The organism is Streptomyces sp. NEAU-YJ-81, from assembly GCF_017592595.1.
GTDB lineage: Bacteria > Actinomycetota > Actinomycetes > Streptomycetales > Streptomycetaceae > Streptomyces > Streptomyces hygroscopicus_B.
On the sequence record NZ_JAGFNO010000021.1, the window covers coordinates 112,187 to 132,364 of the forward strand.

Annotated in this window: 15 protein-coding genes; 5 read left to right on the forward strand and 10 right to left on the reverse strand. The window is 68.8% G+C overall.

Annotated features, from left to right (window positions below; genetic code table 11):
• Positions 1-140 precede the first annotated feature (140 nt).
• The 7 genes from J5X86_RS33720 to ngcE all read right to left on the reverse strand — a co-directional run bounded on the left by J5X86_RS33720 (position 141) and on the right by ngcE (position 8,721).
• Complete coding sequence (locus tag J5X86_RS33720) at positions 141-1,457, reverse strand: sugar ABC transporter permease (protein WP_208520486.1); 1,317 nt, start codon at positions 1,455-1,457, stop codon at positions 141-143.
• Positions 1,454-2,242, reverse strand: a complete 789-nt coding sequence (locus J5X86_RS33725) for an ATP-binding cassette domain-containing protein (RefSeq protein ID WP_078644379.1) — start codon at positions 2,240-2,242, stop codon at positions 1,454-1,456. The genes J5X86_RS33720 and J5X86_RS33725 overlap by 4 nt, the downstream gene beginning before the upstream one ends.
• 121 nt (positions 2,243-2,363) lie before the next feature.
• Entirely contained in the window at positions 2,364-3,467 is a 1,104-nt protein-coding gene (locus J5X86_RS33730; protein ID WP_208520487.1) for a substrate-binding domain-containing protein, read from the reverse strand.
• 216 nt (positions 3,468-3,683) lie between these two features.
• Positions 3,684-4,883, reverse strand: coding sequence for an ROK family transcriptional regulator (locus tag J5X86_RS33735; protein ID WP_078647720.1), 1,200 nt, complete (start codon positions 4,881-4,883; stop codon positions 3,684-3,686).
• A 416-nt stretch (positions 4,884-5,299) separates the two neighbouring features.
• Positions 5,300-6,247 (reverse strand): carbohydrate ABC transporter permease, encoded by a 948-nt coding sequence (locus tag J5X86_RS33740; RefSeq protein WP_014055516.1) that lies wholly within the window; start codon positions 6,245-6,247, stop codon positions 5,300-5,302.
• A 61-nt stretch (positions 6,248-6,308) separates the two neighbouring features.
• Positions 6,309-7,226, reverse strand: coding sequence for a carbohydrate ABC transporter permease (locus tag J5X86_RS33745; protein WP_208520488.1), 918 nt, complete (start codon positions 7,224-7,226; stop codon positions 6,309-6,311).
• A gap of 58 nt (positions 7,227-7,284) precedes the next feature.
• The gene (gene ngcE, locus J5X86_RS33750; protein ID WP_208520489.1) at positions 7,285-8,721 is read right to left on the reverse strand and encodes an N-acetylglucosamine/diacetylchitobiose ABC transporter substrate-binding protein; all 1,437 of its coding nucleotides are present in this window, start codon (positions 8,719-8,721) and stop codon (positions 7,285-7,287) included.
• Positions 8,722-9,062: 341 nt separating this feature from the next.
• Between ngcE and J5X86_RS33755 the strand changes: the two genes are divergently transcribed.
• Together J5X86_RS33755 and J5X86_RS33760 are read left to right on the forward strand one after the other, a co-directional pair.
• Positions 9,063-9,596 (forward strand): hypothetical protein, encoded by a 534-nt coding sequence (locus J5X86_RS33755; RefSeq protein ID WP_243982107.1) that lies wholly within the window; start codon positions 9,063-9,065, stop codon positions 9,594-9,596.
• Positions 9,597-9,847: 251 nt separating this feature from the next.
• Complete coding sequence (locus J5X86_RS33760; protein ID WP_208520491.1) at positions 9,848-13,708, forward strand: GH92 family glycosyl hydrolase; 3,861 nt, start codon at positions 9,848-9,850, stop codon at positions 13,706-13,708.
• 183 nt (positions 13,709-13,891) lie between these two features.
• On the opposite strand, the gene J5X86_RS33765 is transcribed toward J5X86_RS33760, so the two are convergent.
• Positions 13,892-14,269 (reverse strand): helix-turn-helix domain-containing protein, encoded by a 378-nt coding sequence (locus J5X86_RS33765; RefSeq protein WP_208520492.1) that lies wholly within the window; start codon positions 14,267-14,269, stop codon positions 13,892-13,894.
• Positions 14,270-14,365: 96 nt separating this feature from the next.
• Between J5X86_RS33765 and J5X86_RS33770 the strand changes: the two genes are divergently transcribed.
• Together J5X86_RS33770 and J5X86_RS33775 are read left to right on the forward strand one after the other, a co-directional pair.
• Positions 14,366-15,211 (forward strand): NAD(P)H-binding protein, encoded by an 846-nt coding sequence (locus J5X86_RS33770; RefSeq protein ID WP_208520493.1) that lies wholly within the window; start codon positions 14,366-14,368, stop codon positions 15,209-15,211.
• Positions 15,212-15,235: 24 nt separating this feature from the next.
• Positions 15,236-16,006 (forward strand): PIG-L deacetylase family protein, encoded by a 771-nt coding sequence (locus J5X86_RS33775; protein WP_208520494.1) that lies wholly within the window; start codon positions 15,236-15,238, stop codon positions 16,004-16,006.
• On the opposite strand, the gene J5X86_RS33780 is transcribed toward J5X86_RS33775, so the two are convergent.
• Both J5X86_RS33780 and J5X86_RS33785 read right to left on the reverse strand, forming a co-directional pair.
• Positions 16,003-16,704 carry a hypothetical protein gene (locus tag J5X86_RS33780; protein WP_243982109.1) on the reverse strand — a complete coding sequence of 234 codons (702 nt, stop codon included), beginning with the start codon at positions 16,702-16,704 and terminating at the stop codon, positions 16,003-16,005. The genes J5X86_RS33775 and J5X86_RS33780 overlap by 4 nt on opposite strands.
• 431 nt (positions 16,705-17,135) lie before the next feature.
• The gene (locus J5X86_RS33785; RefSeq protein WP_208520495.1) at positions 17,136-19,385 is read right to left on the reverse strand and encodes an MMPL family transporter; all 2,250 of its coding nucleotides are present in this window, start codon (positions 19,383-19,385) and stop codon (positions 17,136-17,138) included.
• 110 nt (positions 19,386-19,495) lie between these two features.
• Here J5X86_RS33785 and J5X86_RS33790 point away from each other — a divergent pair, with 110 nt between their 5' ends.
• A complete protein-coding gene (locus J5X86_RS33790; RefSeq protein ID WP_208520496.1) occupies positions 19,496-20,110 on the forward strand; it encodes a TetR family transcriptional regulator in 615 nt (204 codons plus the stop codon).
• The last annotated feature ends 68 nt before the right edge of the window (positions 20,111-20,178 follow it).

The following is a 20,178-nucleotide window of genomic DNA, read 5'->3' on the forward strand; positions in this document are numbered from 1 at the left end:
AGCTTGCCGGTCCGCCCGAGTCTAATGTTCCGCCCTCCGGCGCAGACCTCCCCCCATGCGATGTCCGTCACGCGTGTTCTTTTCAGACAGCTGCCCGGCGCCTCCGTGGAGGCACCGGGCAGCCGGGTGAGACGTCCGGGTCAGCCGCGACCCGCGGACCGTTGTGTCCTGCGGGACACCGAGTCGATGACGACGGCGGCCAGCAGCACGCCACCTGTGATCATGTACTGGACGGAGTTCGCGACGCCCAGCAGGTTCATCCCCGACGAGATCGAGCCGATGACCAGCATGCCGAGCAGCGCCGACCAGACCGAGCCCCGGCCGCCGAAGAGGCTGGTGCCGCCGATGACCGCGGCCGCGATGGCCTCCATCAGCAGGTTGCCGGTGCCGGCCTGCTGGCTGGCGGAGCCGATCCGGGAGGCGATCATGATGCCGCCGCACGCGGCCATCAGCCCGGCCAGCGAGTAGACCGAGATCCGGATGGCGACGACGTTGATGCCCGCGCGGCGGGCGGCCTCGACGCTGCCGCCCAGGGCGATCACCTTGCGCCCGTAGGCGGTGCGGCGGACCACGAAGTCGAGGATCACCAGCACCGCCACGAAGATCACCAAGGCGAGGGGCAGACCCTTGTACTCGTTCAGCCGCCAGGCCGCGACGAAGGTGATCACCGCGAGCACGCCCGTGCGGACCAGGATCTCGCTCAGCGGCCGCGAGGGCACGCCGACCGCCTTACGGCGCCTGCTGTCCAGGAACTGGGCGAGGAAGAAGCCCGCCGTCGCCAGCGCGGCCACCCCGTACGCGGCGATGAGCTGGCTGAAGTAATGAGCGGTGAGATCCCGCACGAAGCTGTCGTCCGCGATGCTGATGGTGCCGGTGGTGCCGAGCACCTGGAGCATCAGACCGTTCCACGCCAGCAGACCGGCCAGGGTCACCACGAAGGCCGGGACGCCTATCTTGGCGAAGAAGAAACCGTGCAGCGCGCCGAGAGCCGCGCCGCTGGCGAGCGCGGCGATCACCGCGATCCCCTCGGGCACCCCCTCGTTGACGTTGAGCACCGCCAAAGTGGCCGCCGCCAGACCGCTGAGCGAGCCGACGGACAGGTCGATCTCACCGAGCAGCAGCACGAAGACGATCCCGACCGAGATCATGCCGGTGCCGCCGAGCAGGATGGAGAGGTCGGAGAGGTTCTTGGGCGAGAGGAAGGCGCTGTCCTTCCACTGGAAGACCGCCCAGATGATGGCGATGCCGACGATGACCGGGACCGCGCCCAGATCGCCGCTGCGCATCTTCCGGCCGAACTCCGTCAGATAGCCCTTGAACCCCTCCTGACGGACCAGCAGCCGGGGGTCGACGACGGTGACCGCGTCCTTGGCGACGGGGTTGACGTCGGCCGGGCCGCTCGCCTTGTTGCCGCCGTTCGACGCGCCGCCGTTGGTCTTGTCGACGTTCGTGGTCACTTCGCGACCTCCCCGCTACGCGCCTTGCGACGGGTCACGGCGTTGTCCGTGGCGCCGGTGATGGCGGAAATGATCTCTTCCTGAGAGGTGGTCTTCACATCGAAGATGCCGTTGTTACGGCCCAGCCGCAGCACCGCGACGCGGTCCGCGACGGCCTTGACGTCGGCCATGTTGTGGCTGATGAGGATGACGGCGAGGCCACGGTCGCGCAGCCGCTCGACCAGGTCGAGGACCTGCGCGGTCTGCTCGACGCCGAGGGCGGCGGTCGGCTCGTCCAGGATCACCAGCTTGGGCTCGCCGAGCATCGAACGGGCGATGGCGACGGTCTGCCGCTGGCCGCCCGAGAGCGAGGCGATCGGGATCCGCACACTGGGGATGCGGATCGACAGGGTCTGCAGCAACTCGCGGGAGCGCCGCTCCATTTCGACCTCGTCGAGTACCCCGGCGCGCAGGATCTCGCGGCCGAGGAAGAGGTTGCCGACGACGTCGATATTGTCGCAGAGGGCGAGGTCCTGGTACACGGTCGCGATGCCCAGCTCCTGGGCGTCGTGCGGCCGGGTGACCTGGACGGACTTGCCCTGCCACTCGATGACGCCTTCGTCGGCTGGACCGACTCCGGCGATGGACTTGACGAGGGTCGACTTGCCGGCGCCGTTGTCGCCCACCAGGGCGACGACTTCACCGGCGTGGACCTCCAGATGGATGTCGGTGAGCGCCTGGACGGCGCCGAACCGCTTGGAGATCCCGCGCAACGCCAACACGGGTCCGTTCGGCACGATGGCCATCTCCGTTCCGGGCAGGGAGTCCCTGCTGTGTGACGGAGGGAAGAGCGCGCTCTCCCCTCGGTTGGGGGGTGTGTCAGGGGGCGGGCGGGCCGTCCGCGAAGGTCCGGACGGCCCCGCGCCGCTACTTCTTCAGACCGGCCGAGGCGCACGCCGCCTTGTACTTGGCGGTGCAGATCTGGTCGATCTTGTAGATCCCGTCCTTGATGACGGTGTCCTTGATGTTCTCCTTGGTCAGCGAGACCGGAGTGATCAGCGTCGCCGGGATGTCCTTGGTGGTCGGGCTGTCGACCGTGTTGGACTCGTTGACCTTCTCCCCGCGGCCGAGCGCGACGGCCATGTCCGCGGCGGCGGTGGCCTCGTCCAGGTAGGACTTGTAGACGCTCATGTACTGCTCGCCGGAGACGACCCGGCGCACACCCTCGAGTTCGGCGTCCTGCCCGGTGACCGGGGGCAGCGGGTTGAGGCCGCCGCTCTTGAGCGCGGTGATCGCGCCGCCGGCCATGCTGTCGTTGGCCGAGTAGACGCCGACGATGTTGTCCTTGCCGAGGGAGGAGATGGCGCCCGTCATGGCCTCGTTGGCCTTGTCCGCCAGCCAGCGGTCGATGTCGTACGACTTGCCGATGTTGACCTTGCCCTTGAGGACGGACATCGCGCCCTTCTTGAACATGGCGGCGTTGGGGTCGGCCTCCCAGCCGTTGAGCATGACGATCTTGCCGCTCTTGGCCTTGTTGCCCAGCGCCTTGAGCAGGGCCTGCCCCTGGACCTTGCCGACCGTCTCGTTGTCGAACGAGGTGTACGCGGAGACCGGGCCCTCGGCGAGCCGGTCGTAGGCGATGACGGGGATACCGTCCTCGTCGGCCTTCTTGACCGAGCTGGCGATGGACTTGGAGTCCACCGAGTCGAGGATGATCGCGTCGACCTTCTTGGTGATCATCGAGTCGACCTGCTGCTGCTGAACCGACGGGTCCGACTTGGCGTTGACGTACAGAACCTTGCAGTCGGCGCAGAGTGCCTTGATCTTCTGAGTGACGAAAGGCCGGTCGAAGTTCTCGTATCTGGCCGTCTGATCCTCGGGCAGCAGCAGCCCGATCGTGAGCGGCCCGGTCTTCTTCTTCTCGTCCTTCTTGTCGCTGTCGGCCTCCTTCGCCGAACCACAGGCGGCGAGGGCGACGGTCATCGACAGGACAGAAGCAGCGAGAGTGACGCGACGCATCGTTGCGTTCATTTGGGGGTGACCTCCCTGACGAGGCCGCGTCATTGCGGCCGAGGTGGCTGGAAGTCAACTCGGCCGCCCGCATGGCGTCAAGAAGTAAATCCTTAACGAGATGGCAACGGTGCCATTCGTTATCTGAGTGAACGCAGCCGGACAGGCCGGATAGACGGAGCGTGACCGGACAAAGCCGCTCAGGCAAGACCGGGGCGGGCGGCCGCGGTTCGGCGGTCAGGTGAGGGCCGGAGCCCCCGCCGAGAGCGCACCGTCCAGCAGCGTCGAATCTCCCATCTCGCTGAGCACCAGCGCCAGCGCGCCCAGCACCTCGGCCCGGCCGCCGAGCGCCCCGGGCATCACCGACAGCTGATGGGCCGCGCTGGGGATCGCGTACCGCGCGACCGACTCCCGGATCGGGCCCAGCACCAGCTCCCCCGCCTCGGCGAGCTGACCGCCCAGCACCATCCGGCTCGGATTGATCAGATTGCAGAGGTTCGCCACCCCGCTGCCGATGTGCCGGCCGACATCCCCGATCACCCGCCGGCAGCCGGGGTCGCCCTCGCGGGCCAGCTGCACCATGCGCTCCACGGTGAGATCCGCGCCATGGCTGGATCGCAGCAGCGGCAGCACATAGCGGGCCGCGGTGAAGGTCTCCAGACAGCCGCGGTTGCCGCAGCGGCACACCGGGCCCGACTCGTCGAGGGTGATATGGCCGATCTCGCCCGCCGTACCGCCGGGGCCGCGGTAGATCTTCCCGCTGATCACCAGCCCCGCGCCGACACCGTCGGCCACCTTGATGTACGCGAGGTCGGCGACCCCGCGGCCGGAGCCCCAGACCAGCTCGCCGAGCGCGCCGAGGTTGGCGTCGTTGTCCACATGCACCGGCACCCCGAGCCGCTGCGCCAGGTCATCGCGCGGATTGGTGCCCGCCCAGCCCGGCAGGATCGCGGTCGAGCCCAGCGTGCCGGTCTCCACATCGATCGGGGCGGGCACCCCGAGACCGACGCCGACCACCTTGTCCTGGCTGAGCCCGCTGGCCGTGATCAGCCTGCTGACGAGCTGCTCCGCCCGGTCCAGCCCCTGTGAGGAGGAGGCGTCCACATCCAGCGGCTCGGCCTCCTCGGCCAGCACCTGATGGGCGAGGTTGCCGATGGCGACGCGCAGATGCGTATGGCCGAAATCCACCCCTACGACGATGCCCGCGTCGCCGCTGAGCGAGACGCTGCGCGCCCGGCGGCCGCCCGCCGAGGTGGGGGTGACCTCGACCGTTCCGCCGTCCTTGAGCTCACGCACGATGTTGGAGACGGTGGCGGCGGACAGCCCGGTGGACCGGGCGATCTCCGCCTGGGTCAGCGAGCCCGCCATCCGCACCGCACGGACCACCCGCTCGAGATTGGCCCGGTGCAGCGACGACTGCGATCCCGGAGTCTCCACGCCCATCCACTCCCGCCTTCGCGGGCGGCACGACGGCCGCTCCGCCGGCCGGGCCGCAGCAGTGAGGCCCAGCGGTGTCTCCAACATGTGAACTCTAAGCTGAGCCGCCACGGTTGTCCCACGTCAAGTCCCTGACCGTCGCGGGACGCCCGGCGGCACCTTCTGATATCTCCGGTCCGCCTCCTGATATCTCCCGCCCGCCTCCGGATGCCGCTCGCGCACCTCCGGATGGCTCCCGGGCACCTCTGGATACCTCCCGCCCGTCTCCCGGCGGGTCCACGCCATCGCGGCGATATCCCCGCCAGCGTACGGCCGGCGCGGCGGAACGGAATCCCTGGGGCGGCCCACAGCACACGGCCCCGTCCTTTCCGCGCGGCGGAAAGGACGGGGCCGTGAAGAGCGTTCTCCGGCCGCTCCTATTTGAGCGCGCCCGCGGTCAGGCCCGCCTGGACCTGCCGCTGGAAGAGGATGTAGACGCCGAGCACCGGAAGCATCGCCAGCACCAGACCGGCGAAAAGCGCGGACCAGTCGCCCTTGTACTGCTGGCTGGCCGCGAGCTGCACCAGCCCCTGGGTGAGCACCCGCTTGTCCTCATCGGTGTTGAGCACCGTGGGCAGCATGTACTGGTTCCACTGGCCGAGGAAGTTGAAGATCCCGACGCTGATCAGGCCGGGCTTCGCCATCGGCAGCATGACCTGGAAGAACGTACGGGTATGGGACGCCCCGTCGATCAGGGCCGCCTCCGCGACCGAGGACGGCAGCGTCTTGAAGAACGAGGTGAGGAAGAAGACCGTGAACGGCAGCGAATAGGCGATATAGACCAGAATGAGCCCATGGAAGGTGTTGAGCAGGCTCATGTTCTTCATCACGAAGAACAGCGGCACCAGCGCCAGGATGATGGGAAAACTCATCCCGCCGACGAACATGAAATAGATGAATCGCTTTCCCGGGAATTCAAAGCGAGCCAGGATGTATGCCGCCATCGAGCCCAGCAGCATCGTCCCGATCAGGGAGCAGCCCACCACCAGGATCGTATTGAGGAAGAAGTCGCCGATGTTCGACTTGCTCCAGGCCCGGGTCCAGTTGTCGAAGTGCAGGGCGGAGGGCAGCCCCCAGGGCGAGGTGAAGATCTGCTTGTCGGTCTTGAGGGAGCTCATCACCGCCCACAGCAGCGGCAGGGTGACGAGCAGCCCCCAGACCACCAGGATGCCGTGCGAGAAGACGTTGAGGACCTTGCCCTCGCTGCCGACCCGGCCCTCGGGGGTGAAGCCCGGCGGCGGCTGCTTGCGGACGGGCCCGGCGGGCGGCGCCTCGTCCTCCTTGGTGACGCCCGGGAGTTCCGAGGGCTCTGCGTGCGAGGTCACTGCGGTACCCCCAGATCGGTGGTCGGGCGGCGGTGGCCGGGTGCGGCCGGTGTGATCGGCATCAGTACTCCAGCCGCTCGCGCCGGCCCAGCCTGGTCACGATGACCGCGAAGATCAGGGTGACGATGAGCATCGCGACGCCGATCGTGGTGGCCCGTCCGGCCTGCCCGTCGTGGAAGGTCTTGGTGTAGACGTAGTAGCCCATGACCTGCGTGGAGTCGGCGGGGCCGCCCGGCCCCACGGTCATGATCTGCACCACGGCGAACGCGTCGAGCGCGATGATGCCCATATAGATCCAGCCGGTCTGGACCGTGTCCCACAGCAGCGGCAGGGTGATCCGGAAGAAGGTCTTGATCCGGTTGGCCCCGTCGAGCAGCGCCGCCTCGTAGAAGTCCCTCGGGATGGAGCTCATCCCGGCGGAGAAGAGGACGACGTAGAAGCCGACGTTGCTCCAGACCATCACCGCCATCAGGCACCACAGCGCCAGCTTCGGATCGGCCAGCCACTGCTGCTGGAACGATTCCAGGCCGATTCCGCCGAGGAAGGCGTTGATCGCGCCGTTGCGCGGGTTGTAGGTGAACTGGAACAGCAGGGCGACGATCGCGATCGACAGCACCTGCGGAAAGAAGTAGATCACCTTGTACAGGCTCGACCCGCGCACCCCGGAGATCGCCGAGTTCTTCCTCCCCCGGCCGCCCACATTGAGCATGAAGGCGAAGAAGAGCCCGAGGCCGAGCGTCACCAGCGGCACCACCAGCAGCAGCACGACATTGTGCCCGACCGCTTTCCAGAAGAGGTCGTCATGCAGCAGCCAGTTGTAGTTCTTGAACCCGACCATCTTGAAGTCGGAGCTCAGCCCGGTCCAGTCCGTGAAGGAGTAGTAGATGGCCTGGACGAACGGCGAGATCACGAAGACCGCGTAAAGGATCACCGGCAGGGCCAGGAACCCCGCGATGAACCGGTACTTCCCATGCTGCATTTCTACCGACCTCGGTCTTCCCCTACGGATAATGCCGCCGGCGACGCGTGGAGCCGCATCAGACGTGCTTGTACTTCTTGACGGCGTCGTCCTTGGCCGTTTCATCGGCGAACTTCTGGCACTTCTTGATCGTCTCGGCGGGGGTCATCCGGCCCGCCATCATCTCGCCGAGCGCGCCGACGCCGATCTGCTGCTTCTGCAGCGTCACGTACCAGTCCTGGAGCCGCGGGTTGACCACGTTCTTGCCCGCCTTGGTCAGCGCCTCCTGCGCCGACGCCAGGCCCGACGGCAGGCTGAGCCCCTCGGTGCCGCCGTTGAGGGAGGAGAGCGAGGAGACCTGCTTGATGAAGTTCTTGGTGGACTTCTCACCGAGCATGATCCGCAGCAGCTCCATGCCGCCCTGGGGGTTCTTGGCCGCCTTCGGGACGATGAAGGGCTCACCGCCGGAGGCCCAGAGGGTGCCGAACGGCAGCTTGTCGCTCTTGTCCAGGCTGGACGGCGCGGCCACCGCCATCTGGAAGTCCTTGGGCGTGGTCTTCTTCGCCTCGTTCTCCACCCAGGAGCCGTTGGGGATGAACAGCGCCTTGCCCTGGTTCCACGCGGTCTGGGACTCGATGTGGGTCAGGCCGGGGGTGCCCTTGAGGATGTAGCCCTTCTTGTAGAGCTCGTAGTACGCCTCGAAGGCGGCCTTGACGGCCGGGTGCTTCCAGGCGTTCGGCTCCAGGTTGTCGATCGAGTCCAGGACGTCCCGGCCGCCGATCTTGGCGATGAAGGGGTAGAGGCTGAACGGCAGGTAGTAGGGGTACTTGCCGGGGTAGGTCCAGCCCGCGATCCCCTTCTTCTTCGCCGCCTCGCAGACCTTGAGCATGTCGTCCCAGGTCTCGGGGTACTCCACGTCGAGCTTGGCGAGATTGCTCTTGGAGTACCAGACGCCGTAGACGGTGTAGGCGTAGTAGAGGATCCACACCGGCTTGCCGTCGAACTGGCCCATCTCCACGACACCGGGGCGCAGGGTCTCGCGCACCGTCTTGCTGGGGTCGTCGAGGGAGGGCGCGTCCAGCAGCGGGGTGAGGTCGGTCAGCTGGTTCTTCCCGACCAGGGTGCCCATGTCCATCTGCTCGGCGCCGGAGTTGTCGACGAGGTCCGGCGGGGTGCCGCCGTTGAAGCGCGGCTGGAGCACGGTCTGGATCTTCTGGGTGGACGCGTGCTTGACCTTGCCCTTGGTCTTCGGGAAGGCCGCGGCGTACTCCGCCTCGGCGTCCTTGGCGTACTGCTGCCCGAAGCCGCCGTCGAAGATGACGACGTCGAGCGCGGCGCTCTCATTGACGGCGAGCGGGTTCTTGGCGCTCTTCTTGCCCTTGTCGACCTTCTTGGCGTCGTCGTCACCGCCACTGGCACAGGCGGACAGCGCGCTCATCGCGGGCACGGAGATCAATCCGAGCGCCGCCGAGCGCTTGATCAGATCGCGACGGCCGACATCTGAGGTGGATCCCATGCTCAAGTCCTCGCCTTCGTCAGGACTCAGGCGGTGTAACGGTTTCCCGTACATACTCGCCTCCGGCGAGGGGCCCGACACCGCGGGTCAGTTGAAGCGTCAAGCGGAGTATTGCTGGGTGTACGCCGGGGAGTGCGGATGACCCGCCGAGGCCCTCCGATATGGGCCGTGGTGCGGCCTTCCCCCTGGGGCGACAGGTATAGTCCACTGGGCCTCATATGGGCAAGATCGAGAGGTCATCGGGTATCAGTCTTTCCCGAGTTGAGACCTGCCCGACATACCGTAGGTGGAGACAGTCCGTGCGGCACGCCGCCGTGCGCGCTCCACGAAAGGCGGTTCCCGTGTCCCGGAAGCAGCTCACCCTCGCCACCAGCATTGTCGTGACCGCGACACTCGCGATCACCGCGGGGTGCGGCTCCGGCAAAGGGGGCTCGTCGGCCGGGGACAGCAAGGGCGGCGCGGCGATAGGCAAGGGCATGGCCCAGCTGCCGGTGAAGCCCACCCAGGCGCCGACCGAGGAGCCCACCGACGACCCCACCGACGACCCGTATGACGACCCGTCGGACTCCCCCACCGGCGGCTCCGGCCTCATCACCCCGGACGCCAAGATGGGAACGTGCGGATGGGGTTCGGACGGCAAGCCCTACGCCAATGTGAAGATCAGCAACTCCGGCTCCAGTACCGCCTACTACTCGCTGCTGGTCGGCTTCGTCGACAGCTCCGACAAGGCCGTGACCACCGGGGTGGAGTCCGACGCGGCCGTGGCGGGCGGCGCCGACAAGACCATCAAGGTCACCGGGCTCAAGGCGGACAGCTCCCACACCGCGAAGAAGTGCCGGCTCTCGCTCGCCACCAAGTCCGACAGCGCCGACTGAGTCCGACTGCGGCGGCCGAGTCCGACAGCGACGGCTGACGACGTACCAGACACAGTCTCATCGGGCGCGCCGAAACGCCCCCATGGACATGGGCCGTACCACCGATGGTGGTACGGCCCGTGTCGTACCGTCCGCCGGGCAGAGCCGAATTGGCGGTTGTCCGCATCCTTGACACCACCCTCCCCCTGCCTCCCTACTTATCTCTGCCCGACTCAGAGGACAACGTTGTCAGACTCGTTGAGAGGCTGCGTATGCGACAGAGACGACCACAGAGACGATGGCGTGGGATCGGACGGACGGCCCCCCTGGTGGCGGCCGTCCTGCTGGCGGTGACGGCCCAGGGCGGTGCGGTCGCCGCCCCCGCCGGCCCGGCCTCCGCGCACCACGCCGACCGCGCCTTCGCCTCGTCCTTCGAGTCGGGCGACCCCCAGCCCGACTGGCGCAACACGGTCGAGACCGGACCCGATGGAAAGAAGAAGGCGTCCGGGGTGGACGGAGGCTACTCCTCCGGGATCCCCGGCAATGTCACCGACAAGGTCACCGAGGTTCGGGCGAGCGGGGAGAACGCCGAAGGCGGGGAGGTCAAGGAGAACCTCGTCGACGGCGAGCTCACCAGCAAGTGGCTGGCCTTCGACACCACCACCGCCTGGCTCGAGTTCGATCTGAGCGAGCCGGTGAAGGCCGTTCGCTACGCCCTCACCTCCGCCAATGACGCCCCCGGCCGGGACCCGAAGGACTGGACCCTCAAGGGCTCGGCGGGCGGCTCCGGCTGGACGACGCTGGACACCCGTAAGGACGAGACGTTCTCCTCGCGCCAGCAGACGCGGGAGTTCTCCTTCGACGGCACCACGGCGTACCAGCACTTCCGGCTGGAGATCACCCGCAACGCCGGGGACGACCTCATCCAGCTCGCGGAGGTGCAGTTCGCGACCGGCGACACCACGCCGCCCGCGCCCTCCGACATGCGCACCCAGATCGACCGCGGCCCGACCGGCTCACCCACCGCCAAGGCCAACGCGGGCTTCACCGGCGCCCATGCCCTGCGGTACGCGGGCACCCACAAGCCGGACGGCCGGGCGTACTCGTACAACAAGGTCTTCGACGTCGACACGGCCGTCACCCGGGACACCCGGCTGTCCTACCGGATCTTCCCGTCGATGCCCGAGACCGATCTCAACTACCCGGCCACCCATGTCTCGGTCGATCTCGCCTTCACCGACGGCACCTATCTGAGCGATCTGCCCGGGGCGGTCGACCAGCACGGCGCCCGGATGAGCCCGCAGGGCCAGGCCGACTCCAAGACGCTCTACGTCAACCAGTGGAACAACAAGGAGTCGCGGATCGGCGCGGTCGCCGCGGGCAAGACGGTCGACCGGATACTCGTGGCCTACGACTCCCCCAAGGGCCCCGCGCAGTTCCGCGGCTGGGTGGACGACGTCTCGATCGCCCCCAAGGCGCCCGAGAAGCCGCTGAAGCACCTGTCGGACTACGCGCTGACCACCCGCGGCACCAACTCCAGCGGCAGCTTCTCGCGCGGCAACAACTTCCCGGCCACCGCCGTCCCCAACGGCTTCAACTTCTGGACGCCGGTGACCAACGCGGGCTCCACCGACTGGCTCTACCAGTACGCCCGCGCCAACAACGCCGACAACCTCCCCACCATCCAGGCGTTCAGCGCGAGCCATGAGCCCAGCCCCTGGATGGGCGACCGGCAGACCTTCCAGGTGATGCCGTCCGGCGCGGCCGGCACCCCCGACGCCGGGCGCACCTCCCGCGCGCTCCCCTTCCGCCACGAGAAGGAGACCGCCCGGCCGTATTACTACGGGGTGACCTTCGAGAACGGCCTGAAGGCGGAGATGGCGCCCACCGATCACGCCGCGGCGATGCGCTTCACCTATCCGGGCGAGGACGCGAGCGTCCTCTTCGACAACGTCACGGGCGACGGCGGGCTGACCCTCGACGCCGAGCACGGCGTCGTCACCGGCTACTCCGACGTCAAGAGCGGACTGTCCACCGGCGCCACCCGGATGTTCGTCTACGGCGTCTTCGACACCCCGGTCAGCGCGAGCGGCAAGCTGGACGGAGGCGGCGGCAAGGACGTCACCGGCTACTTCCGCTTCAAGCCGGGGAAGGACCGCGCCGTCACGCTCCGGCTCGCCACCTCGCTCATAGGCGTCGACCAGGCGAAGGCCAACCTCGACCGGGAGCTGCCCGCCTCGACGTCGTTCGAGCAGGTCAAGCGGGCCGCACAGGCGGAATGGGACAACATCCTGGGCCGGATCGAGGTCGAGGGCGCGGACCGCGGCCAGCTCACCACGCTCTACTCCAGCCTCTACCGGTTGTACCTCTATCCCAATTCCGCTTTCGAGAACACGGGGACGGCGGCGAAGCCCCGTCACCAGTACGCGAGCGCCTTCTCGCCGGGCACCGGGGAGAACACCCCGACCCACACCGGCGCGAAGATCGTCGACGGCAAGGTGTACGTCAACAACGGATTCTGGGACACCTACCGCACCACCTGGCCCGCCTACTCACTGCTCACCCCCAAACGGGCGGGCACGATGGTCGACGGCTTCGTACAGCAGTACAAGGACGGCGGCTGGATCTCCCGCTGGTCCTCGCCGGGCTACGCCGATCTGATGACCGGCACCAGCTCGGACGTGGCCTTCGCCGACGCGTATCTGAAGGGCGTACGGTTCGACGCCGAGGCGGCGTACGAGGCGGCGCTGAAGAACGCCACCGCCGTGCCGCCCTCGTCCGGCGTCGGCCGTAAGGGCATGTCCAGCTCGCCCTTCCTCGGCTACACGAGCACCGAGACCCATGAGGGGCTGTCCTGGGCGCTGGAGGGCTATCTCAACGACTTCGGCCTCGCGAATATGGGCAAGGCGCTCTACGCGAAGACGAAGAAGGCCCGTTACAAGGAGGAGTCCGAGTACTTCCTGCACCGCGCGCAGGGCTATGTCTCGCTCTTCGACGACAAGGCCGGCTTCTTCCAGGGCAAGGACGCGGCGGGGAAGTGGCGCGTGCCCTCCGACAAGTACGACCCCCGGATCTGGGGCTACGACTACACCGAGACCAACGGCTGGGGCTACGCCTTCACCGCGCCCCAGGACAGCCGGGGCCTGGCCAACCTCTACGGCGGCCGGGCGGGCCTGGCCAAGAAGCTGGACACCTATTTCTCCACCCCGGAGACCGCCTCCCCCGAGTTCGCCGGTTCCTACGGCGGCGTCATCCATGAGATGACCGAGGCGCGGGACGTCCGCATGGGCAATTACGGCCACAGCAACCAGGTCGCCCACCATGTGACGTACATGTACGACGCGGCGGGCCAGCCGTGGAAGACCCAGGAGAAGGTGCGCGAGGTGCTCTCCCGCCTCTACACCGGCAGCGAGATCGGCCAGGGCTACCACGGCGACGAGGACAACGGCGAGCAGTCGGCCTGGTACATCTTCAGCTCGCTGGGCTTCTATCCGCTGGTGATGGGCGGCTCCGAGTACGCGGTCGGATCGCCGCAGTTCACCAAGGCCACGGTGCATCTGGAGAACGGCCGCGATCTGGTCATCAAGGCCCCGCGCAACAGCCGGACGAACGTCTACGTCCAGGGCTTGAAGGTGAACGGCAAGGCGTGGAACTCCACGGCCCTCCCCCACTCGGTGCTCGCCAAGGGCGGCACCCTGGAGTTCGCGATGGGCGCCAAGCCGTCGGCCTGGGGCACGGGGAAGAACGCCGCGCCGTCCTCCATCACCCAGGACGACAAGGTGCCCACCCCGCGCCACGACCTGACGGTGCCGAGCGGTGGCACGGCGCTGCTGGACAACACGTCGGGGACGGAGGCGACCTTCGAGACGGTGGACCTGCCGGTCACGGCGGCGGGCCGCGCGGTCCAGTACACCCTGACCTCGTCCGACCGGAGCAAGGCCCCGGCGGGGTGGGTGCTCCAGGGTTCGCGGGACGGCGAGAAGTGGCGGGACCTGGACCGAAGGTCGGGAGAGTCCTTCACCTGGGACAAACAGACCCGCGTCTTCTCGGTGCGGACGCCCGGTACGTATGAGCACTACCGGCTGGTGCCGGACGGCAAGGCGACGCTGGCGGAGGTAGAGCTGCTGAGCTGAGCCGTCGGGTGGGCCGGGTCCGGCGTTCGGACCCGGCCTGCCCGGCTGTAGCTGCCAGTAGGCGGCTCCGGCGGCTGCCGCCACCCATACGGGAGAGCGACGAGCCCGACGTCATCCTCACCAGCACCCCCGCCGCCCTCGGCACCTTCATACGCGCGGCGAAGGGCGGCGCGTTCGACGGCCTCATCGGGAACCGGTAGGGGCGGCCTCCGCGCCGTCGTAGTGCAGGCGGGCACGCTCGACCTCGGGCAGGTTCTCGGCCGACCACGTCGCGAGTGTGGCGAAGAGCGGGCCCAGGCTGCGGCCGAGGTCGCTGATCTCGTACTCCACCCGGGGCGGGACCTCCGGATGGTACGTACGGCACACCAGCCCATCGCGCTCCAGTTGCCGCAGCCGCTGGGTCAGCACCTTCGGCGTGACCGCGCCGATGCGGCGCTGCAGCTCCACGAACCGCTGACGGCCGTGCTCATGGAGCGTCCAGAGGATGGGCGTGGTCCAGCGACTGAAGACGATGTCGACCACGGGGGCGATCGGGCACGCCTGTTCCGGTTCCTTGGACATAGTCACTTTCCTCTAGGTACCTACTATCCCCACGATGCTAGCTTCACCGTGCCGCGGCGAGGACAACGTCTGTCACTACGGAACGGGGAGTCGCACATGATCGTGGTAACCGGAGCGACCGGGAATGTCGGTCGACCACTGGTGGAGGCGCTGGCCGCAATCGGCGAGCAGGTGACGGCCGTGTCGCGACGGCCCGGCGGCGCGGAATTGCCGGAGGGGGTACGTCACCATCAGGCCGATCTGGCCGACCCAGGGAGCCTGCGACCCGCGCTGGACGGGGCCGACGCGCTGTTCCTGCTCTTCGCGGGCGAACTGCCGATCGGCGAACAGCTCGTCCGCGAACTCCTGGAGACCGCCGGATCCGCGGGGGTGCGGCGCGTGGTCGTGCTCTCGTCCCAGGCGGCCGGATCGCGGCCGCAGGCGATGTCCCACGCCCCCTTGCGGGCGCTTGAGGAGGCCGTGCGGGCGTCGGGGCTGGACTGGACGGTCCTGCGACCGGGAGGCTTCGGTTCCAACGCGTTCGCCTGGGCCGGGTCGGTCCGTACCCGGCGGACGGTCGCGGCGCCGTTCGGCGATGTGGGGCTGCCGGTCGTGGACCCGGCGGACATCGCCGAGGTCGCGGCGGCGACGCTGCGGGGGCGGGGCCACGCGGGGCGTACATACGAACTCACCGGCCCGGCGCCGGTCTCCCCGCGCCAGCAGGCGCAGACGATCGGGGACGCGCTGGGCGAACCCGTACGGTTCACCGAGCTGAGCCGGGAGCAGGCACGGGCGGAGATGCTGCGGTTCATGCCGGAGCCCGTCGCGGACGGCACCCTCGACATCCTGGGCGAGCCGACGGCCGCCGAACAGCGGGTGAGCCCCGATGTCGAGCGCGTCCTGGGCCGTCCGCCGCGCGCCTTCACCGATTGGGCAATGCGCAACATCGCGGCCTTCCGCTGATCCCGGAATGCCAGGATGGCCCGCATGGCTACCGTCCTGGCATTCCACGCCCACCCCGACGACGAGGCGCTGCTGACCGGGGGCACGCTCGCCCGACTCGCCGACGAGGGCCACCGGGTGGTGCTCGTGGTCGCCACGGACGGCCACATGGACGCCGCCCCACCGGGCCGCGAGCCGCCTCGTATGCACGAACTGCGGAAGAGCGCGTGCGTGCTCGGCATCGACCGCGTCGTCCACCTCGGCTACGCGGACAGCGGCCACGGCCCGCTCTTCTACGCCGACCCGCCGGACCGTACGCGCTTCGCCCGGGCCGACACAGAGAAGGCGGCGGAACAACTGGCCGCGATCCTGCGCGAGGAGAACGCGGCGATGCTGCTCACCTACGACCCCAACGGCGGCTACGGCCACCGCGACCACATCAAGGTCCACGAGGTCGGCCGCCGCGCCGCCGAACTGGCCAAGACCCCCAGGGTGTTGGAGGCGACGCTCCCCCGCGACACCGCCGAGCGCCTGGTCCGACTCATACAACTCCTGCGCATCCCCCTGCGCTTCGCTCCCGACGAGCTGAGCACCCGCTTCAGCCCCCGCTCGGCCGTCACCCACCGCTACGACGTGCGCCGCTACGCCCGCCAGAAGCAGGCGGCCCTGGCCGCCCACCGCTCCCAGATGAACGGCACGGGCCGCATGAGCGCCGTCATGCGGGCGATGCTCCGGCTGCCGGCCCCGCTCTTCGGTCTGCTGCTGGGCCGGGAGTGGTTCATCGACGCCTCCCTCTCCCGGCCCTCTCAGCGCTAATCTCCGACGAACAGCTCTTCCGCGCAGGAGGCGGTCACGGCACGGTCCAGCCAGGTGTCGAGGAGATCCAGATCCGTGCACAACTGGATGCGCTCACGGGTCTCGGTAGTGACTGCAAGCCCCCGGCCCTTGAGGAACCGCAGAAGATCGCCAGCACGCACCTCAGCGAAGGCGTGCTGGGCCTGCTGGGAACGGAAGTAGTTCATCAGTGCGGGCATCAGGTCTCTCCAGATCTCTCGTGCCGGGGTGTTTCCGAGACCGGCTTCAACGAGTTCGGCGTAGATGATCCCCTGAACGGGGTCAAGACTGCCGAGCGTGGTCGCAAGCACCTTAAGTATGGCATCGATGCTTTCGCTTCTACTGTGCGTAATCGCAGAGAAGGCAGCGATCGGGATATCACGGGTCACCTCTTGCGCGTCGGTGACAACGGGGACGTTGCCGGGACCCAGAACAAGTGGGCGAACTGTCAGGGACGGGGAGTGGGGGATGCCGAGCGTGATCGGGCGGGCGGCCCAACGGGCGGTGGCCTCGTCCGGACAGAGCGCGATCAACACCGGCTGGTGACCGAATTTGGCGTGCATATACGAGAGGTAGTAGGCCCAGGCTGCCGGCTTTTTCGGGTCTCTTCTACTCTGCGACTCGATGGCGAATAAATATGTGCCGTCGCCCTTGGTCTCGACCTGGAGGAGTGTGTCCACGCGTCTTTCGATCGGCGCGATCTCGGTGAGGTCTGGGCTGACGACAAACGCCCTGTCCGGCTCAGGGAAGGGGACGCCGAGGAGTTTTCTGAGCGCTCGGACAATGGCCCCCGTGTCCTCCTGGAAAATCCGGTGGAGGGCCTCGTATGTGGCGGCTGTTCGCGTTGACTCGACGCACCGCCGGGTCCCCTCAACACCTCCGCCTCCCGCTCCGGGGCCGGCCCGACTCGCGGTCGGTCCGCACGCTGTGGCGCCGGGCCGCCCAGGTGTCGACGACGATGTCCCACTCGCCGTGCTCCAGGGCGGCGAGATGGCGGGCCCCGCGGGGCCGTTCGGGGACCCGCGAAGCGCCTCCGCGCCGCGCCTCCGTGCCGCGCAGGACTTCGGTGCCGCCCCGCACCCCCGCGACGGGACGGCACCGGCTTGGGGCGCTACTCCACGGGTGCCGGAGCGGGATCCGGGGCAGCGGTGGCGGGCGGCGCGCTAGCGGTGACGGGATCCGCGGTGGCGGGCGCGGGCCGCTCGGTCAGGCCGATGCGGTGGTGCAGGCGGCGCAGCGGCCCGGGAGCCCACCAGTTGGCCCGCCCGGCCAGTCGCATGAAGGCGGGTACCAGCACGCCGCGGATCAAGGTGGCGTCCACGATCACCGCGAGGGCCATGCCGACCCCCAGTTGTTTGAGGAAGACGACATCTCCCGTGGCGTACCCGGCGAAGGACACGGCCAGGATGACGGCGGCGGCCGTGACCAGGGGCGCGCTGCGCGCGATGCCGCGCGGGACGGAGCCGATGGCGTCGCCGGTGCGGTCGTACTCCTCCTTGATCCGGGAGAGCAGGAAGACCTCGTAGTCCATGGACAGCCCGTAGGCGACGCAGAACATCAGGATCGGGATGCTCGGCTCGATCACGCCGGTGGGGGTGAAGCCGAGGAGGCCGGACAGATGGCCGTCCTGGAAGACGAAGACGAGCGCGCCGAACATGACGGACAGGCTGAGGACGTTGAGTACGGACGCCTTGAGCGGGGCCACGACGCTGCCCGTCATCAGGAACAGCACGACGAAGGTCACCGCGACGATCAGACCGGCGACGAGCGGGAGCCGGTCCGTCACCCCGTCGCGGTAGTCCGTGAGTTCCGCCGGATAGCCGCCGACCTCCACCGCGAAGGGCGCGGGCACCGCCCGTACGTCACGGACCAGGCCGGTGGCGTCGGCGTCCAGCCGGGCGGAGGAGGGCATGACCGCCAGCCGGGTGCCGGTACCGTCCTCGGCGTCGTAGGAGACCCCGGAGGGCGAGGTGACGCGGAGTCCGTCGGCGTACGAGCCGGCGGCCGAGTCGACGCGTACGACCCCCTCGATTCCGGAGAGTTCGGCGGCGTAGGCGCCCACCGAGCCTCCGTTTCCCGCTGGGGCCACGACCTGGACGGCGTCGGACTCCTCGACCGTGAACCCGTCGCGGACCTGGTCGTACATCTGGCGGGCCGGTGCCGAGGCGGGCAGCACCCGGTCGTCGGGCAGCCCGAAACGCACCCCCAGGAACGGTGACCCGAGCAGCAGCAGTACGGCGAGCGCGGCCCCGCCGAGCAGCAGCGGGCGGCGCATCACGCGGGTGGCGGTGGTGAACCAGAAGCCCGCCGTCTCGGGCCTGACGGGCCCGCGCCGCTCGACCCGGCGGCCCAGCAGCGCGAGCGCCGCGGGCAGGAGCACGGTCGCGCCGGATACGGCCGCGAGGACGACGGCGACGCCCGCGTACGCGAAGGAGCTGAGGAACGGGAAGGGGAAGGCGAGCAGGACGGACAGCGAGGCCGCGACGGTGACGCCGCTGAAGACCACGGTGCGGCCCGCGCCCCGTACGGTCCGGGCGACGGCCTCGGGCACGTCGGCGCCCCGCCGCAGCTCCTCACGGAACCGGAAGATGACGAAGAGCCCGTAGTCGACGCCGAGCCCGATGCCCATGACCAGCGCGATGTTCGAGGCGAAGGTGGAGATGTCGGTGAACGCCACGACGCCGCGCAGCAGGGCCAGCGAGCCGAGCACGGCGAAGAGCCCGATGCCGACGGTGACCAGCGCGGCGGACGGCCGCCGGTAGACCCACCACAGCAGCAGGAGCACCAGCGGAAGGATCACCAGCTCGGCCCGGAGGAAGTCCTGCCTGGCCCGTTCCATGGTCTGCCGGAAGACCTCGTCGCCACCGCCGACCTCGACGCGGACCACCTCACCGGTGCGGGTGAACTCCGCTACCAGGTCGGGCAGCAGCTCACGGCGTACCTGGTTGGCGTCGCCCGGCGCGTGGGCCAGGACCAGGGCCTGGCGGCCGTCCGCGCCGCGCAGGGTGGCGGGGGCGCCACGGGTCCAGTAGGACCAGGCGTCCCCCACTCCGGGGTAATCGGCCAGCTCACGGGTGAGGCTCGCGCCGGCCGCCGCCGCCTTGGCGCCGTCGACGGTGCCGTCCCGCGCGGTGACCAGCAGAGCGATGTTGGGGCTGCCGGTGCCGTACTCCTCGGCGAGGGCGTCGCGTACCCGCATCGACTCCGATCCGGGTGCCTCGAAGCGGTTCAGGGACAGGGCGTTCAGAGTGCCCGCCCCCACGAGAGCGGCGATCAGGGCGATGCCCACGCCGATCACCACGATCCAGCGTGCCCGTCTTGCGATGACAGTGCCCAGCACGAAGCCCCCCGGCGGTAGCATTTACGAATAGTCATTCGCGTTCCGGTGAGCGCCACAATACGAATGATGATTCGCATTTTCAAGACGCGTCGGCATGCCGGAGTGCGGTCGCGCGAGGAGGGAGCGGAAACATGGCCGACGAGGTACGGCCGCGACGGCGGCAGGCGCGGGGCGAGCGACGGATGGCACAGATCCTCGACGCGTCGGCGGCTGTCTTCGCGCGGGTCGGCTACGAGAAGGCCACCACCATCGCGATCGCCGCGGAGGCGGGCATCTCCCCCGGTTCGCTCTACCAGTTCTTCCCGAACAAGCACGCGGTGGCGCAGGCGCTGGCCGACCGCTTCGTCACACAGATGGGGGCCGCGCACCGGGAGGCGTTCGACGCGATCGACTTCGCCGCCCTCACCCTTGACGACCTTCTGGACCGGATCGTCGATCCCATCGTCGGCTTCAACATCACCAACCCGGGCTTCAAGGCGCTCTTCGCCCGCCCCGATATGCCCGATGGCCTCAGCGACGCCGCCCGCCCCATCCAGGCGGCCCTGCTCGGCCGGATCGAGACGATGATCGGCGCCCGGGCCCCCGGCCTGCCGGAGGGCGAACGGCAGCGCACGGCCCGGGTCTGCGCGCAGATCTTCCAGGCCATGGTGGTGCTGGTGGTCGCCGCCGAGGGCGACGAGCGCCAGGCGATGACGGGGGAACTGAAGAAGGCCCTGCGGGGCTATCTCGCCCCCGTCATCGGCTAGTTCACGGCTGGTTCACCGGCTGGTCCAGCGGCTGGTCGGTGCGCGGATCAGGACGGTTCCGTGCGTGG

Excerpts from the sequence above, each read along its gene's own strand:
- ngcE (WP_208520489.1), bottom strand. The coding sequence starts at position 8,721 with ATGGGATCCACCTCAGATGTCGGCCGTCGCGATCTGATCAAGCGCTCG.
- J5X86_RS33730 (WP_208520487.1), bottom strand. The coding sequence starts at position 3,467 with ATGAACGCAACGATGCGTCGCGTCACTCTCGCTGCTTCTGTCCTGTCG.
- J5X86_RS33745 (WP_208520488.1), bottom strand. The coding sequence starts at position 7,226 with ATGCAGCATGGGAAGTACCGGTTCATCGCGGGGTTCCTGGCCCTGCCG.
- J5X86_RS33765 (WP_208520492.1), bottom strand. The coding sequence starts at position 14,269 with ATGTCCAAGGAACCGGAACAGGCGTGCCCGATCGCCCCCGTGGTCGAC.
- J5X86_RS33760 (WP_208520491.1), top strand. The coding sequence starts at position 9,848 with ATGCGACAGAGACGACCACAGAGACGATGGCGTGGGATCGGACGGACG.
- J5X86_RS33770 (WP_208520493.1), top strand. The coding sequence starts at position 14,366 with ATGATCGTGGTAACCGGAGCGACCGGGAATGTCGGTCGACCACTGGTG.
- J5X86_RS33790 (WP_208520496.1), top strand. The coding sequence starts at position 19,496 with ATGGCCGACGAGGTACGGCCGCGACGGCGGCAGGCGCGGGGCGAGCGA.
- J5X86_RS33785 (WP_208520495.1), bottom strand. The coding sequence starts at position 19,385 with ATGCTACCGCCGGGGGGCTTCGTGCTGGGCACTGTCATCGCAAGACGG.
- J5X86_RS33725 (WP_078644379.1), bottom strand. The coding sequence starts at position 2,242 with ATGGCCATCGTGCCGAACGGACCCGTGTTGGCGTTGCGCGGGATCTCC.
- J5X86_RS33775 (WP_208520494.1), top strand. The coding sequence starts at position 15,236 with ATGGCTACCGTCCTGGCATTCCACGCCCACCCCGACGACGAGGCGCTG.